13 protein-coding genes are annotated in these 14,969 nt (G+C 69.4%); 8 read left to right on the top strand and 5 right to left on the bottom strand.

From position 1 onward, the window contains the following. From ENE75_RS17160 to ENE75_RS17140, 5 genes are all read right to left on the bottom strand, one after another. On the bottom strand, nucleotides 1-1,509 hold the full coding sequence (locus tag ENE75_RS17160) for a 3-hydroxyacyl-CoA dehydrogenase (RefSeq protein WP_128199557.1): 1,509 nt from the start codon (nucleotides 1,507-1,509) through the stop codon (nucleotides 1-3). Further along, the gene (boxA, locus tag ENE75_RS17155; protein ID WP_128199556.1) at nucleotides 1,509-2,786 is read right to left on the bottom strand and encodes a benzoyl-CoA 2,3-epoxidase subunit BoxA; all 1,278 of its coding nucleotides are present in this window, start codon (nucleotides 2,784-2,786) and stop codon (nucleotides 1,509-1,511) included. The genes ENE75_RS17160 and boxA overlap by 1 nt, the downstream gene beginning before the upstream one ends. Nucleotides 2,787-3,019: 233 nt before the next feature. Further along, nucleotides 3,020-4,447, bottom strand: coding sequence for a benzoyl-CoA 2,3-epoxidase subunit BoxB (gene boxB, locus ENE75_RS17150; protein WP_128199555.1), 1,428 nt, complete (start codon nucleotides 4,445-4,447; stop codon nucleotides 3,020-3,022). 92 nt (nucleotides 4,448-4,539) lie between these two features. Continuing rightward, on the bottom strand, nucleotides 4,540-6,207 hold the full coding sequence (gene boxC, locus ENE75_RS17145) for a 2,3-epoxybenzoyl-CoA dihydrolase (RefSeq protein WP_128199554.1): 1,668 nt from the start codon (nucleotides 6,205-6,207) through the stop codon (nucleotides 4,540-4,542). 98 nt (nucleotides 6,208-6,305) lie between these two features. Continuing rightward, entirely contained in the window at nucleotides 6,306-7,253 is a 948-nt protein-coding gene (locus ENE75_RS17140) for a helix-turn-helix transcriptional regulator (protein ID WP_128199553.1), read from the bottom strand. Between the two features lie 165 nt (nucleotides 7,254-7,418). Between ENE75_RS17140 and ENE75_RS17135 the strand changes: the two genes are divergently transcribed. Genes ENE75_RS17135 through ENE75_RS17100 form a run of 8 tightly spaced genes read left to right on the top strand, consistent with a single transcriptional unit; the run spans nucleotide 7,419 to nucleotide 14,871 of the window. Beyond that, entirely contained in the window at nucleotides 7,419-7,898 is a 480-nt protein-coding gene (locus ENE75_RS17135) for a 4-hydroxylaminobenzoate lyase (protein WP_128199552.1), read from the top strand. A 33-nt stretch (nucleotides 7,899-7,931) separates the two neighbouring features. After that, the gene (locus ENE75_RS17130; RefSeq protein WP_128199551.1) at nucleotides 7,932-9,518 is read left to right on the top strand and encodes a benzoate-CoA ligase family protein; all 1,587 of its coding nucleotides are present in this window, start codon (nucleotides 7,932-7,934) and stop codon (nucleotides 9,516-9,518) included. Further along, on the top strand, nucleotides 9,515-10,330 hold the full coding sequence (locus ENE75_RS17125; protein ID WP_128199550.1) for an alpha/beta fold hydrolase: 816 nt from the start codon (nucleotides 9,515-9,517) through the stop codon (nucleotides 10,328-10,330). Before ENE75_RS17130 ends, ENE75_RS17125 begins: the two co-directional genes overlap by 4 nt. A gap of 49 nt (nucleotides 10,331-10,379) precedes the next feature. Further along, nucleotides 10,380-11,537, top strand: a complete 1,158-nt coding sequence (locus ENE75_RS17120) for an ABC transporter substrate-binding protein (protein ID WP_128199549.1) — start codon at nucleotides 10,380-10,382, stop codon at nucleotides 11,535-11,537. Nucleotides 11,538-11,569: 32 nt separating this feature from the next. Beyond that, nucleotides 11,570-12,439, top strand: a complete 870-nt coding sequence (locus tag ENE75_RS17115) for a branched-chain amino acid ABC transporter permease (RefSeq protein WP_128199548.1) — start codon at nucleotides 11,570-11,572, stop codon at nucleotides 12,437-12,439. 10 nt (nucleotides 12,440-12,449) lie between these two features. Next, complete coding sequence (locus ENE75_RS17110; RefSeq protein ID WP_233259143.1) at nucleotides 12,450-13,409, top strand: branched-chain amino acid ABC transporter permease; 960 nt, start codon at nucleotides 12,450-12,452, stop codon at nucleotides 13,407-13,409. Then, nucleotides 13,406-14,152: an ABC transporter ATP-binding protein gene (locus tag ENE75_RS17105; RefSeq protein WP_128199547.1), complete on the top strand. Its 747-nt coding sequence runs from the start codon at nucleotides 13,406-13,408 to the stop codon at nucleotides 14,150-14,152. The genes ENE75_RS17110 and ENE75_RS17105 overlap by 4 nt, the downstream gene beginning before the upstream one ends. Beyond that, on the top strand, nucleotides 14,152-14,871 hold the full coding sequence (locus tag ENE75_RS17100) for an ABC transporter ATP-binding protein (protein ID WP_128199546.1): 720 nt from the start codon (nucleotides 14,152-14,154) through the stop codon (nucleotides 14,869-14,871). The genes ENE75_RS17105 and ENE75_RS17100 overlap by 1 nt, the downstream gene beginning before the upstream one ends. Nucleotides 14,872-14,969: the final 98 nt, after the last annotated feature.

Here is a 14,969-nt window from a genome sequence, read left to right as displayed (position 1 = left end):
TCAGGCTCCGGTGAGGGTGTCGCGCTGCGCACGGCGCAGCAGCCACGGGCTGGCACGGTAGCGCTCGCCGCGGTAGGTGTCGTCCAGCGCGGCCAGGATGCCCAGCACGCCGCGGGCGCTCCAGCCGGCCAGCCACTCGAAGGGACCGGCGGGGTAGTTGACGCCGAGCTTCATCGCCGCATCGGCGCCGTCGGGACTGCACACGCCCTGGTGCACGGCGTCGGCGGCCTCGTTGACCAGCATGGCCAGCGTGCGCGCCACCACCAGGCCCGGGGTGTCGGCCACGGTGCGCGGCTCCACGCCCAACAGGGCCAGCCACGCCGGCGCCTCGGCGCGCCAGGCGTCGCTGGCCACGTCGGCGAAGGCCAGCGCCAGCGCGCCGGACCAGGCCGTGCCGGGCAGGCGGTCGAACACCGCCACGTCGACCAGGCCCTCGCCCGCGGCGATCTCGCCCGCGGTCTGGCCGTCGGTCAGGCGCAGCTGTGCGCCGCCCACTTCCAGGCCGATCCAGCCGCTGTCGGGCTGGCGCGTGTGCGGCATCGGCAGCCGTGCGGCCAGGGTGTCGGCCAGCGGTCCGAGTCCGTGCACCACAGGCTGTACGCCGGTCGGCAGCGGCGGCAGGTCCACCGGCGCGAGCGCCGGTGCGCCAGCGGGGTAGACGTAGAAGCCACGCCCGCTCTTGCGGCCCATCAGGCCGCCATCGACCATCTCCTGCTGCACGAGCGACGGCACGTAGCGCTTGTCGAAGAAGTTGGCGGCATAGACGGAGTTGGTGACCGCGAAGTTCGTGTCGTGGCCGATCAGGTCCATCAGCTCGCACGGCCCCATGCGGAAGCCGGCGGCGCGCAGGCAGGCGTCCAGCACCTCGGGTGCGGCGGCCTGTTCCTGCAGCAGGGCCAGGGTCTCGGCGTAGTAGGGGCGGGCGATGCGGTTGACGATGAAGCCAGGCGTGCTCTTGGCGTGCACCGGCACCTTGCCCCAGGCCTTCGACAGCTCGAAGATGGCCGCGGCCACGGCGGCGTCGGTGCGCAGACCGCTGACCACCTCCACCAGCTTCATCAGCGGCACCGGATTGAAGAAGTGCATGCCGACCAGGCGCTCTGGCCGCTGCAGGCCGTTGGCGATGGCGGTGACGCTGATCGACGAGGTGTTGGTGGCCAGGATGGCCTCAGTGCCCAGCAGGCCCTCGAGCTGCTGGAACAGCGCGCGCTTGGCGTCCAGGTTCTCGACGATGGCCTCGACCACCAGGCCGCAGCCCTTGGCGTCGTCCAGCGCGCCGATCGCTTCGATGCGACCCAGCGTGGCCTGCACCGTCGCCGGCGTCAGCTTTCCCTTGGCGGCCAGCCCATCGAGCGTCTGGCCGAGTTTGTCGCGCGCCGCTGCAGCGGCCCCCTCGCGAAGGTCGAACAGGGCCACGCGGTGACCGGCCTGCGCCGCCACCTGGGCAATGCCGGCGCCCATGATGCCGGCGCCCACCACCAGCACACGCGTCTCGGAACTCAGGGTCATCAATACGTCTCCAGGTGCAGCCGCCCCTCGGCTTTCAGGGCGGCGCCCACATTGTCCCAGTCCAGCCCGGCCTCGGCGGCCACATCGCGCAGCGCCAGCACCACGCCTTCCTCCATCGCCTTCAGGCCGCAGACGTAGAAGTAGGCGTTGGGGTCCTTCAGCAGCGGCACCAGGTCGGCGGCGCGCTCGCGCATGGCGTCCTGCACGTAGCGCTTGGGCTTGCCGCCCTCGCGCGAGAAGGCGAAGTTGATGTCGATGAAGTCCTTGGGCAGGTTCTGCAGCGGGCCGAAGTAGGGCAGCTCGGCCTTGGTGCGGGCGCCGAAGAAGAGCATCAGCTTGCCGCCCTCGAACTTGCCCGACTGGCGCAGCCGCCGACGCCATTCGGTCATCGCCCGCATCGGTGCGCTGCCGGTGCCGGTGCAGATCATCACGACGTGGCTCTTCGGGTGGTTGGGCATCAGGAAGCTCTGGCCGAAGGGGCCGATGACCTCCACCGTGTCGCCCACCTTCAGGTCGCACATGAAGTTGCTGGCCACGCCACGCACCGGGTTGCCCTGGTGGTCCTCCAGCACGCGCTTGATGGTCAGGCTGACGTTGTTGTAGCCCGGGCGCTCGCCGTTGCGCGGGCTGGCGATGCTGTACTGGCGCGCATGGTGCGGCTTGCCATTGGCGTCCACGCCCGGCGGCAGCACGCCGATGGACTGGCCCTCGAGCACCGGGAACGGCATGGCGCCGAAGTCCAGCACCACGTGGTGGGTGTCGTACTCCTTGCCGACCTCGGTGACGCGCACGTTGCCTACCACGGTGGCGGTGACGGACTTCTTCGCCGCCTTCGGGCCGTACAGGTTCACGTAGGGGTGGGCAGCGGACCACGGCGGCACCGTGGCGCCATAGGCGGCAGCGCGGAAGGCCTCGGGCTCGGCGGTGGACGGCGCCGGTGCCGCCTCGGCCTGGGCGTCGGCCACATCGGCGGCATCGGCGCCGGCGTCCGAGAGCTGATCGGCGCTCAGCTCGGCCGGCAGTTCGTCCCAGCCCAGCTGTTCGTCCAGGCTGTAGGCGCGGGCCTTCGGCACGACCCGCCAGCTGTCGATGCTGCCGGTGGGGCAGGGCGGCACGCAGGCCATGCAGAAGTTGCACTTCTCGGCGTCGACCACGTAGTTGCGCGAGTCGTGCGTGATCGCGCCCACCGGACAGGTGGCTTCGCAGGTGTTGCAGCGGATGCAGATCTCGGGGTCGATGACATGCTGCTTGAGCAGCTTCGAATCGGCCAGGTCCATGGTTGTCTCCTCTGAGGGTGAGAGGCCATCCGGCGTGCCTGAGCAGACGCGCCAGGCGGACCGAATCTAGGCGCAAAGCACAGCCATGGCAGGGCCATGGCGAGCATTTGCAACGACGAGTCGGCCCATCTGGCGAGGATGAGCGGGCATGCGGGATGGCCTCTCACCCTCTCGCCTCGTCAAGCAAAAGGGGGCCGCAGCCCCCTCGGTTGTACCGCGGGCAGGTGGTGCCGTCAGTTGAAGCGCACGTACTCGAAGTCCACCGGCTGGCGATTGATGCCCATCACCGGCGGCGCGATCCAGTTGGCGAACTTGCCCGGCTCCACCACCCGGCCCATCAGGCTGGCCACGTAGGCGCGGTCGACGTCCGTCGGCAGCCATTCCTCGACCTTGGCGTTCCACTCGTGGTCGCTCACGTGGCGGCCATCCGGCGACACCTTGACGCCGGCGAGCGTGCCGATCTGGCGGTGGAAGGCCTTGTGCGGCACCTTCAGGCGGAACGGGATGCCGGCCTTCTCGATGACCTTGTTCCAGCGCTCCACGCCGCCCACGCTGTCCTTGATGTAGTCGTCGCGCAGCACCTCGTTCAGGGCATTGAGCATCGGCACTTCCTTCTCCACCAGCATGCCGTTCTGCACGTCCAGCACCTTGTAGCTGTGGCCCTTGAGCACGTGGTCGTCGCTGCGCTTGCCTTCCTCGAAGCGGCCCTTCAGGCCCGAGCTGTAGAAGATGGCGGCGTTGCTGCTCTGGTCGGCGCCGAAGAGGTCGATCGTGACGCTGAAGTGGAAGTTCAGGTAGCGCTGGATGGTGGGCAGGTCGATCACGCCGGCGGCGCGCAGCTTGGCCGGATCGTCGGTCTTGAGCTCGTTCATCGCCTGGCAGGTGCGCTGGATGACGCGGCTCACGCCCGACTCGCCCACGAACATGTGGTGGGCCTCCTCGGTCAGCATGAACTTGGTCGTGCGGGCCAGCGGGTCGAAGGCGCTCTCGGCCAGCGCGCAGAGCTGGAACTTGCCGTCGCGGTCGGTGAAGTAGGTGAACATGAAGAAGCTCAGCCAGTCGGGCGTCTTCTCGTTGAAGGCGCCGAGGATGCGCGGGTTGTCCTCGTCACCGCTGCGGCGCTCCAGCAGGGCCTCGCCTTCCTCGCGGCCGTCGCGGCCGAAGTACTTGTGCAGCAGGTAGACCATGGCCCAGAGGTGGCGGCCTTCCTCGACGTTCACCTGGAACAGGTTGCGCAGGTCGTATTGGCTGGGCGCCGTCAGGCCCAGGTGGCGCTGCTGCTCCACGCTGGCCGGCTCGGTGTCGCCTTGCGTGACGATGATGCGGCGCAGGTTGGCGCGGTGCTCGCCCGGCACCTCCTGCCAGGCGGCTTCGCCCAGGTGGTCGCCGAAGTGGATCTTGCGGTCCTGTTCGGCCGGGTTCAGGAAGATGCCCCATCGGTAGTCGGGCATCTTCACGTGGCCGAACTGCGCCCAGCCCTGTGGGTCCACGCTGACGGCGGTGCGCAGGTAGACGTCGAAGCCGTGGCTGCCGTCGGGGCCCATGTCCTGCCACCAGTTCAGGTAGCTGGGCTGCCAGTGCTCCAGCGCGCGCTGCAGCGTGCGGTCCTCGCTGAGGTTGACGTTGTTGGGGATCTTCTCGCTGTAGTTGATCGTGGACATCACCGTCTCCAAGCAAACCAGTCGGGGGAGGAAGAGGTTCGGTTGCGGCGCGCCACCCGGAAACCGCGCCGCACAACGAGATCAGTCGGGCGTCAGACGCGGTGCCAGTCGAACAGGCTCTTCTGGCCGCTGCCGTAGACCTTCAGCGCACCCTTCTCGCCGACGGCGTTGGGGCGCTGGAAGATCCAGTTCTGCCAGGCGGTCAGGCGGCCGAAGACGCGCGTGACCATGTTCTCCGGGCCGTTGAAGCGCAGGTTGGCCTCCATGCCGGTCAGGGCGTCGGGGCTCATCGCCACGCGTTCCTCGATGGCGATGCGGGTCTCGTCGGCCCAGTCGATGTCGTCCGGGTTGCTGGTGACCAGGCCCAGTGCGAAGGCGGCATCGGCGTCCAGCGGCTGGCCCTGCTGCGCCTTGACGGCGGCCAGCGGCGCTTCTTCCTCGTAGAAGCGGCGCTGCAGGCGGCTCTGGCCTGTGGCCATCGGGTAGGTGCCCCAGTTCAGCGCGCCGACGGTGATCTTCGGCGCTTTGGCGGCGTCGTCGGGCAGGGCCAGCTGGTAGCTGCGGTCGCAGGCCAGGGCCAGTTCCAGGTAGGTGCCGGCGAAGCAGCTGCCTTCGTCGATCAGCGCGAACAGGCTGCGGCTGGACACGTCCAGGCGGCTGAGCGTGCGCCGCAGCAGGCCGCGCGTCTCGCGCACGAACCAGTGGCCGGCGTTGGCTTCCAGCGCGGCATCCATCGCCAGCACCGCGGCGGCGTCGCCTTCGGTGCGGATCAGCCAGGTGCCGATCTCGAGCTCGTTGGTGCGCATCTCGAGGATGGCGTCGTCCAGTTCGCGGGCAATCACCAGCGGCTGCCAGGCGCTGCCGGCGGCCTCGATGCCGGCCACGTCGGCCGCCACGGTGCCCTGCGGTGCCTTCACCGTCCAGGTGGCGGTGCGCTTGGCGCGGTCGATCTCGACCGTGACATGGCTGTAGCGTAGCGCGTCGGCCTCCACGGTCTTGCTCAGCGGGGGCAGGGCGACACCCTTGGCGCCAGCGCCGGGGCCGGGCCGGGCGCTGCCCTGGGCCAGTTCCAGTGCGCGCTCCTGCACGCGGGCGGCAAACTGCGCCGGCTTGGCGATGTCGTCCACCAGGCGCCAGTCCTTGGCCTTCTGGCCGCGCACGCCTTCGGTGGTGGTGCAGAAGATGTCGGCCAGGTCGTGGCGCACCTTGCGCTTGTCGGTCACGCGGGTCAGGCCGCCGGTGCCCGGCAGCACGCCCAGCAGCGGCACCTCGGGCAGGCTGACGGCGCTGCTGCGGTCGTCGATGAGCAGGATCTCGTCGCAGGCCAGGGCCAGTTCATAGCCGCCACCGGCGCAGGAACCGTTGACCGCGGCCAGGAACTTCAGGCCGCTGTGCGTGCTGCTGTCCTCGATGCCGTTGCGCGTCTCGTTGGTGAACTTGCAGAAGTTCACCTTCCAGGCGTGGCTGCTGACGCCCAGCATGAAGATGTTGGCGCCGGAGCAGAACACCTTCTCCTTGCCGCTGGTGACGACCACCGTGCGCACCTCGGGATGCTCGAAGCGGATGCGGTTGACGGCATCGTTGAGCTCGATGTCCACGCCCAGGTCGTAGCTGTTGAGCTTGAGCTTGTAGCCCGGGCGCAGGCCGGCGTTCTCGTCGAAGTCGGCGACCAGCGTGGCCACCGGGCCTTCGAACTTCAGCTTCCAGTGCTTGTACTGGCTGGGGGTGGTCTGGTAGTCGACACGGGACGGCTGGCTCATCGCAGTCTCCTGGCATGCACGCTGGTGCGTTGATCGGGATCAGGTGTGACGCATGATAGTGCTCGCTTCTTGATCGTGTCAAGCAAGAAAATGCACTTTCATGCATGCGCCATGATCTCGCGGGCGATGGCCCTCAGCCGCTCGAAGGTTTCGGCCAGCGGCTGCGCGCTCGTGTCCAGCCGGTACTCCGCCTTCGAATAGAAGGCGGCGCGGCCGGCGAGGATGCCCTTCAGGTCCTCGAGTGCCTCCTTGCTGGCCGCCATCGGGCGCATGTCACCCTGCGCGGCCACGCGCTGCAGGTGGTCCTCGGCCTGGGCCTGCAGCCAGATGGTGGTGCAGTGGGTCAGCAGCTGGTTGAAGGTGGCCGCGTCGGAGACGATGCCGCCGGGCGTGGCGATCACGGCCTCCGGGTAGATCTGGATCGCCTCTTCCAGTGCGCGGCGCTCGTAGCGGCGGTAGGCGCTCTGGCCGTAGAGGCCCTGGATCTCGCCCACCGAGCAGCCGGCGAACTGCTCGATCTCGCGGCTGAGTTCCACGAACGGGTAGCCCAGGTCGTCGGCCAGCATCTGGCCCAGCGTGGACTTGCCGGCGCCGCGCAGGCCGATCAGGGCGATGCGGGTGCGCTTGGTGGCCGGTCCCGGGTTGCCCTGGTTGCCCATGCCGAGCAGGTCGCCAACGGCGATGCGCACGCGGCGCAGCGTTTCCTCGTCGCGTTTTTCCAGCAGCTCGCGCAGCAGCAGCCACTCGGGGCTGGAGGTGGTGACGTCGCCGATCAGTTCGGCCAGCGAGCACTGCAGTGCCGCGGCCACCTGCAGCAGGATCAGGATGGAGGCGTTGCCGACGCCGTATTCCAGGTTGGCCAGGTGGCGCTCGGACACGTCGGCCGCCGCCGACAGCGCCTTGCGTGTCATGCCGCGGCGCGCGCGCAGGGCGCGCACCCGCTCGCCCAGCGCCACCAGGAAGGGGTTCTTGGCCTCGCCTGCGGCCATCTCTCCCGAGGCATCGCCTAGGGCATACCCGAGGACAGGCAATATAGTGCTTGACATGGTGGGTCGATGGTCCCTAAAGTGCTGCAGGCACGATACTGCATCTTTCGGGTGCAGGGCAAGCGCAGCGGTTTGCCGCAGCGCAAGCCGCAGAGGATCCCGCCATGAGTCCGCCGGGCCGCCCCAAGGGCGAGTTCCGGAGGGCGCAGCCCAAAGGTACTTCCAGTGAGCACACCCGCCGAGTTCCGCGTCCAGATCGCCGGCCTGACGGCCCAGATCGCGGCGCATCTGGCCGGTCGCGCGCCCGATGCCGGGCTCGACGCCTGGCTCAACGCCGAACACGGCCCGCAGAGCGAGACCTACCGCGCCCTGCGCGCCTCCTGCGAGGCCGGCGTGGCCGCCGGCTGGCTGTGCGACCGCGAAGGCGGCGGCATCCGCTACGGCCGCATCTTCAAGCCGGCGGACGACCTGGCCGGCTTTTCGGTGGACGTGGTCGACATGCACGACATCGCCGGCCCCCACCACGTGCACCCGAACGGCGAGATCGACCTGATCATGCCCGTCGACCCCGACGCGCGTTTCGACGGCCGCCCGGCTGGCTGGCTGGTCTGCCCCCCTGGCAGCGCCCACCGGCCCACGGTGTCCGGCGGTCGCGCGCTGGTGCTGTACCTGCTGCCGGAAGGCCGCATCGAGTTCACCCGCTGAGCGGCGACCGCCCCGGCACACAGGAGACACCCCATGAACATCCCGGCCGACGTCACCCCGCCCGGCGAACGCTTCAACTTCGCCCACCACCTGCTGCAGGCCAACGCCGGCCGCGCCGGCCGCACCGCCTTCGTCGACGACCACGGTGCGCTGAGCTACGGCGACCTGGACCAGCGCGTGCGCGCCGTCGCCGCCGGGCTGCGCGCCGCCGGTGTCAAGCGCGAGGAACGCGTGCTGCTGCTGATGCAGGACAACGCGCACTGGCCCGTGGCCTTCCTGGGCGCCATCTACGCCGGCGTGGTGCCGGTGGCGGTGAACACGCTGCTGACGGCCGACGACTACGCCTACATGCTGGAGCACTCGCGTGCGCAGGCGGCGCTGGTCTCCGGCGCACTGCTGCCCACGCTGACGGCCGCCATGGTCAAGTCCGACCACGAGGTGCAGCGCGTCATCGTTTCGCACCCGGTGGCGCCGCTGCACCCGTCGGAAATCGACTTCGAGGCCTTCGTGGCCGCCCAGGCGCCGCTGAAGAAGCCTGCCGCCACGCACGGCGACGACCCGGCGTTCTGGCTGTACTCCTCCGGCTCCACCGGCCGGCCCAAGGGCACTGTGCACTCGCACGCCAACCCGTACTGGACGGCCGAGCTCTACGGCAAGGGCGTGCTGCAGCTGCGCGAGGACGATGTCTGCTTCTCGGCGGCCAAGCTGTTCTTCGCCTATGGCCTGGGCAACGCGCTGACCTTCCCGCTGAGCGTGGGCGCGACGACCATCCTGATGGCCGAGCGGCCAACGCCCGATGCCGTGTTCAGGCGCTGGCGCGGCGAGGTCGGCGGTGTCAGGCCGACGGTGTTCTATGGTGCCCCCACCGGCTATGCCGGCATGCTGGCCTCGCCCGCGCTGCCGGCGCGTGGCGACGTGGCGCTGCGCATGGCCTCGTCGGCCGGCGAGGCGCTGCCGGGGGAGATCGGCGAGCGTTTCAAGGCGCACTTCGGCGTCGACATCGTCGACGGCATCGGCAGCACCGAGATGCTGCACATCTTCATCTCCAACCGGCCGGGCGACGTGCGCTACGGCACCAGCGGCTGGCCGGTGCCGGGCTACACCATCGAGCTGCGCGGCGAGGACGGTGGTCCGCCGCCCGACGGCGAACCCGGCGACCTTTACATCCAGGGCCCGTCGGCGGCCATGATGTACTGGGGCAACCGCGAGAAGACGCGCGATACCTTCCAGGGCGGCTGGACCAAGAGCGGCGACAAGTACGTGCGTAACGCCGACGGCACCTATACCTACAGCGGCCGCAGCGACGACATGCTCAAGGTCAGCGGCATCTGGGTCAGCCCCTTCGAGGTCGAGGCCACGCTGGTGCAGCACCCGGCGGTGCTGGAGGCGGCGGTGATCGGCGTCGAGGATGCCGAGGGCCTGACCAAGACCAAGGCCTTCGTCGTGCTCAAGCCCGGCGCCGAGGCCAACGAGGCCGACCTCAAGGCCTTCGTCAAGGAGCGGCTGGCGCCCTACAAGTACCCGCGCCAGATCGCCTTCGTGGCCGAGCTGCCGAAGACGGCCACCGGCAAGATCCAGCGCTTCAAGCTGCGCGACCAGGAACGCGCGGCAGGCGCATGACCCACGCATTCGTCGACATCGCCTGGCAGGGCCAGCGCGTGCCCATCGAGCACGCCTGGGTCGGCCGGCCGCGCGCCGAGCGTGCGGCACCGCTGATCGTGTTCCTGCACGAGGGGCTGGGGTCGGTGTCGATGTGGCGCGACTTCCCGGCGCGGCTGTGCGAGGCCGTGGGCGCGCGGGGGCTGGTCTATTCGCGGCCCGGCTATGGCCGCAGCGGCACCCTGGTGCCGGAGCCGGCCTGGACACCGGCCTTCATGCACGAACAGGCGCATGCGGTGCTGCCGGCGCTGTTCGGGGCGCTGGACATCGACACCACGGACGACCGCCCCTGGCTGTTCGGCCACAGCGACGGCGGCTCGATCGCGCTGCTGTACGCGGCGCGGTTGCCGGGCCGCATTGCCGGCGCCGTGGTGCTGGCGCCGCACATCCTGGTCGAGGACCTCTCCGTGGCCAGCATCGGACAGGCGCGCGTGGCCTTCGAGACCACGGATCTGCGCCAGCGACTCGCGAAACACCATGCCGACGTCGACCGCGCGTTCCGCCGCTGGAACGACATCTGGCTGGATCCGGCGTTCCGCGGCTGGTCCATCGAGGATCACCTCGGCGCCATCCGCTGCCCGCTGCTGGCGGTGCAGGGGCTGGATGACGAGTACGGCACGCTGGCGCAGATCCGCGGCATCGCCGCGCGCGTGCCTGGCACCCGGCTGCTGGAACTGCCGGACTGCCGGCATTCGCCGCACCGCGACCAGCCCGACGCGGTGATCGCCGCCGTGCGCGACCTGCTGTCGATGCCGATTGCAGCTGCGCCGTAAATACTTTAGAACTCAAGTAATTGCCACCCCGATCCGACGGAGACATGCCATGAAGAAGACGATCACCTTCACCCTCGGCGCCGTGGCGCTGGCCACCCACCTGGCCGCCGGCGCCGCCGAGCCGATCAAGGTCGGCCTGATGCTGCCGTCCACCGGCACCTTCGCCGCGCTGGGCGACATGATCACCAAGGGCTTCAAGCTCGCCATCGACGAGCAGGGCGGCAAGCTCGCCGGGCGCGAGGTGCAGTACTACACCGTCGACGACGAGAGCGACCCCAGCAAGGCCACCGACAACGTCAACAAGCTCATCAAGCGCGACAACGTCGACGTGCTCGTCGGCACCGTGCACTCCGGCGTGGCCGTGGGCATGGCGCGTGCGGCCAAGGAAAGCGGCACCCTGCTGATCATCCCCAACGCCGGGGCCGACGCCATCACCGGCCCGCTGTGCGCGAAGAACATCTTCCGCTCCAGTTTCAGCAACTGGCAGCCCGGCTACGCCACGGGTGTGGTGGCCGCGAAGAAGGGCTACAAGACCGCGATGACCATCACCTGGAACTACGGTGCGGGTGCGGACACCGTCAAGGGCTTCCGCGAAGCCTTCGAGAAAGGCGGCGGCAAGGTCACCAAGGACCTGAACCTGCCGTTCCCGAACGTCGAGTTCCAGGCCCTGCTGACGCAGATCGCCTCGGAGAAGCCCGACGTGGTCTACGCCTTCTTCGCTGGCGGTGGCGCGGTCAAGTTCGTCAAGGACTGGGCTGCCGCGGGGCTGAAGAACACCGTGCCGCTGATGGGCTCGGGCTTCCTGACCGACGGCACGCTGGCCGCGCAGGGCGAAGCGGCGCAGGGGCTGATCACGGCGCTGCACTACGGCGACGAGATCAGGAACCCGCGCAACGAGGCCTTCCGCAACAAGTTTGCCGTGGCCTACAAGGCCAACCCCGACGTGTACGCCATGCAGGGATTCGACGCCGCACAGATGCTCATTGCCGGGGTCAACGCCATCAAGGGCGACATCAGCCGCAAGGACGACCTGTACAAGGCCATCGCCGGGGCGAAGATCGACAGCCCGCGCGGCACCTTCACGCTGAGCAAGGCACACAACCCGGTGCAGGACTTCTACATCCGCGAGGTCAAGGGCGAGTACAACGTCGTCACCGGCATCGCCGTGAAGGCGCTGGCCGACCCGGCGCGCGGCTGCCGCATGTGAGCCATCGGCCCCGCACCACCGCCACCTGACCCATGGACGCCGCCACCTTCCTCATCCAGTGCCTGAACGCGCTGCAGTACGGGCTGCTGCTGTTCCTGGTGGCGTCCGGGCTGACGCTGATCTTCGGGATCATGGGCGTCATCAACCTGGCGCACGGCAGCTTCTACATGGTCGGGGCCTACATGGCCTATGCCTTGTCGCCGCTGCTGGGTGGCAACTTCTTCGTCACCCTGGCCGTGGGACTGGTGCTGGCGGTGGTGCTGGGCTACGTGCTGGAGTGGGTGTTCTTCAGCTACCTCTACGACCGTGAACACCTGCAGCAGGTGCTGATGACCTACGGCCTGATCCTGGTCTTCGAGGAGGTGCGCAGCCTGCTCGTGGGCGACGACGTGCACGGCGTGCAGGCGCCGGAGATCCTGGCCGGCAGCATCCCGCTGGGCGACGTGATGACCTACCCGGTCTACCGGCTGTTCATCTCCGGCGTCTGCCTGGCGCTGGCCTTCGGCATGTACCTGGTGTTCACGCGCACGCGGCTGGGCATGAAGATCCGCGCTGGCTCGGTGAACCGCGAGATGGTGCAGAGCCTGGGCATCGACATCCAGTTCCTCTACCGCATCGTGTTCGCCGCCGGCGTGGCGCTGGCGGTGCTGGCGGGCATGATCGCCTCGCCGGTGAGCAGCGTGTACCCAGGCATGGGCAACTCGGTGCTCATCATCTGCTTCGTGGTGGTGGTCATCGGCGGCATCGGTTCCATCCGGGGCGCGCTGGTGGCGGCGCTGCTGATCGGCGTGGTCGACACCTTCGGCAAGGTGCTGTGGCCCGAGGCGGCCGGTGTGCTGGTCTACGTGCTGATGGCCGCCATCCTGCTGGTGCGGCCGGCCGGTTTGTTCAAGGCCGGATGAGGGGCCGACCGTGAAGCAGCTTGCCGTACCCCTGGTCGCGTTCGCCCTGCTGGCCGCCTACCCGTTCGTCGGCGGCGCCTATGGCACCGACCTCGTCATCAAGATCATGATCTACGCCATCGCGGCGCTGAGCCTGGAACTGCTGGTGGGCGCCACCGGGCTGGTGTGCTTCGGGCATGCGGCGCTGTTCGGCATCGGCGCCTACGCCACCGTGCTGCTGTCGCCGGAATCCGGCCCCGCGGCGCTGTGGTGGATCGTGCCGGCCGCGGTGGGCGCGACGGCGCTGTACGCGCTGGGCATGGGTGCGCTGTCGCTGCGCACACAGGGCGTGTACTTCATCATGGTGACGCTGGCCTTCGCGCAGATGGCGTACTTCGTCATCCACGACACACCACTGGGCGGTGGCACCGACGGGATCTACCTGTACTTCAAGCCCCTGCTGGGCCCCGAGGACGCACCGATCGTCGACCTGGAGAAGCCTGGTGTGTTCTATGCACTGACGCTCGGCAGCCTGGTGGCCGTCTACGCCTTCCTGGCCCTGGTGCTGCGCTCGCGCTTCGGCCGTGCGCTGGCCGGCATCAAGGCCAACGAGCAGCGCATGCGCGCCACCGGCTTTGCCACCTACCCGTACAAGCTGGCGGCCTTCACGCTGTCCGGCGCCATCGCCGGCTACGCCGGATTCCTGTTCGCGGCCAAGGACGGCTTCGTGAACCCGGAACTGCTGAGCTGGCACCTGTCGGGCTCGCTGCTGATCATGATCATCCTCGGTGGCCTGGGCCACCTGCGCGGCGCGGTGCTCGGCGCCTTCGCCTACACGCTGCTGCAGGAGTTCTTCAAATCCGAGGCCATCTTCGGCAGCTTCGCCAAGCACTGGCACCTGGGGCTGGGCCTGACCATCATCGTCAGCGTGGCGCTGCTGCCCAAGGGGCTGATCGGGCTGGGTGAACTGTGGCGCCGGAGGCCCGCATGAGCGAGGTGCTGCTGAGGGGCCTGGGCCTCACCCGCCGCTGGGGCGGGCTGACGGCGGTCGACACCGTGTCGCTGGACCTGCAGCGCGGGCAGGTGCACGCCGTCATCGGCACCAACGGCGCCGGCAAGTCCACGCTGATCAACCTGCTCTCGGGCGAGATCGAGCCGTCGGACGGCCGTGTCGAACTGCTGGGGCAGGACGTGACGTCCTGGTCACAGCCCCGGCGCGCGCAGGCCGGCCTGGGGCGCAGCTACCAGCGTACGACCATCTACCCCACCTTCACCGTGCACGAGAACGCCCGTCTGGCCGCGCAGGCGCGCTGGCCGCGGCCCTGGCGGCTGTGGGAGCCGGCGGCCCGTTGCCCCGATGCCACCGCCGCGGCCGACGCGGCGCTGGCCCGTGTGGGCCTGGGTGCCGAGGCGCAGCGCCCCGCCGGCCTGCTGAGCCACGGCGGCAAGCGGCAGCTGGAGATCGCGATGTGCCTGGCCACGGACCCGCAGGTGCTGCTGCTGGACGAACCGCTGGCCGGCATGGGGGCCGAGGAGACCGACCGCATGCTCGCGCTGCTGGACGCCCTGAAACCCGGCCACGCCATCCTGCTGGTGGAGCACGACATGGACGCCGTCTTCCGCGTGGCCGACCGCATCACCGTGATGGTCAACGGCGCGGTCATCGCGTCGGGCACGCCCGACGCCGTGCGCAACGACCCGCAGGTGCAGGCGGCCTACCTGGGGGGGCATTGATGGACGCGAACGGCACCACCCCGATCCTGCAGGCCAGCGGCATCCACGCGTGGTACGGGTCCAGCCACGTGCTGCACGGCGTGGACCTGAGCATCCCGCGTGGCCAGACCGTCGGCCTGCTGGGCCGCAACGGCATGGGCAAGAGCACGCTGATCCGGACGCTGCTGGGCCACGTGCGCCAGCGCCAGGGGAAGATCACGGTGGCCGGGCAGGACTGCAGCGGTGCGCGGCCGCATCAGGTGGCGCGCCTCGGCGTGGCCTACGTGCCCGAGGGTCGTGGCGTGTTCCCGAACCTGAGCGTGCGCGAGAACCTCGTCATGGCCGCACAGCCACCGACTGATGCGAGCGGCTGGACGCTGGAACGCGTGCTCGAGACCTTTCCGCGGCTGCAGGAGCGCATCGGCAACCTGGGCAGCCAGCTCTCCGGCGGCGAGCAGCAGATGCTGTCCATCGGCCGCGCATTGATGACGCAGCCGCAGCTGATCATCCTGGACGAGGCCACCGAGGGCCTGGCGCCTCTGATCGTCGTGGAGATCTGGCGCGTGCTGCAGACGATCCGCCGCAGTGGCATCTCCTGCCTGATCGTCGACCGCGACTATCGCAAGGTGCTGGCCAACACCGACCGCGCCGTGGTGCTGCAGAAGGGCGAAGTGGTGATGGCAGGGGCGTCGGAGCAACTGGCCGGGGCGCCGGAGCTCGCGGGCTACCTGGGCGTCTGACCGCCCGGGCCTCGAACTCGGGATGCGGGGGCCTCACCGGCCGCATCGCGGTTGACGCTGGCCGACCCGGGTGGGACAGTCGGCGATGGCCGCATCGC

The sequence above is a fragment of the Rubrivivax albus genome, assembly GCF_004016515.1.
Taxonomy (GTDB): Bacteria; Pseudomonadota; Gammaproteobacteria; order Burkholderiales; family Burkholderiaceae_C; genus Rubrivivax; species Rubrivivax albus.
The sequence above is the reverse complement of the archived record's forward strand: the minus strand, read 5'-3'. Positions and strand labels throughout refer to the sequence as shown.

Bases quoted from the DNA above. Each gene is read 5' to 3' on its own strand.
- ENE75_RS17125 (WP_128199550.1), top strand. From the start codon at position 9,515: ATGACCCACGCATTCGTCGACATCGCCTGGCAGGGCCAGCGCGTGCCC.
- ENE75_RS17105 (WP_128199547.1), top strand. From the start codon at position 13,406: ATGAGCGAGGTGCTGCTGAGGGGCCTGGGCCTCACCCGCCGCTGGGGC.
- ENE75_RS17120 (WP_128199549.1), top strand. From the start codon at position 10,380: ATGAAGAAGACGATCACCTTCACCCTCGGCGCCGTGGCGCTGGCCACC.
- ENE75_RS17100 (WP_128199546.1), top strand. From the start codon at position 14,152: ATGGACGCGAACGGCACCACCCCGATCCTGCAGGCCAGCGGCATCCAC.
- ENE75_RS17130 (WP_128199551.1), top strand. From the start codon at position 7,932: ATGAACATCCCGGCCGACGTCACCCCGCCCGGCGAACGCTTCAACTTC.
- boxB (WP_128199555.1), bottom strand. From the start codon at position 4,447: ATGTCCACGATCAACTACAGCGAGAAGATCCCCAACAACGTCAACCTC.
- ENE75_RS17115 (WP_128199548.1), top strand. From the start codon at position 11,570: ATGGACGCCGCCACCTTCCTCATCCAGTGCCTGAACGCGCTGCAGTAC.
- ENE75_RS17140 (WP_128199553.1), bottom strand. From the start codon at position 7,253: ATGTCAAGCACTATATTGCCTGTCCTCGGGTATGCCCTAGGCGATGCC.
- boxA (WP_128199556.1), bottom strand. From the start codon at position 2,786: ATGGACCTGGCCGATTCGAAGCTGCTCAAGCAGCATGTCATCGACCCC.
- ENE75_RS17160 (WP_128199557.1), bottom strand. From the start codon at position 1,509: ATGACCCTGAGTTCCGAGACGCGTGTGCTGGTGGTGGGCGCCGGCATC.
- boxC (WP_128199554.1), bottom strand. From the start codon at position 6,207: ATGAGCCAGCCGTCCCGTGTCGACTACCAGACCACCCCCAGCCAGTAC.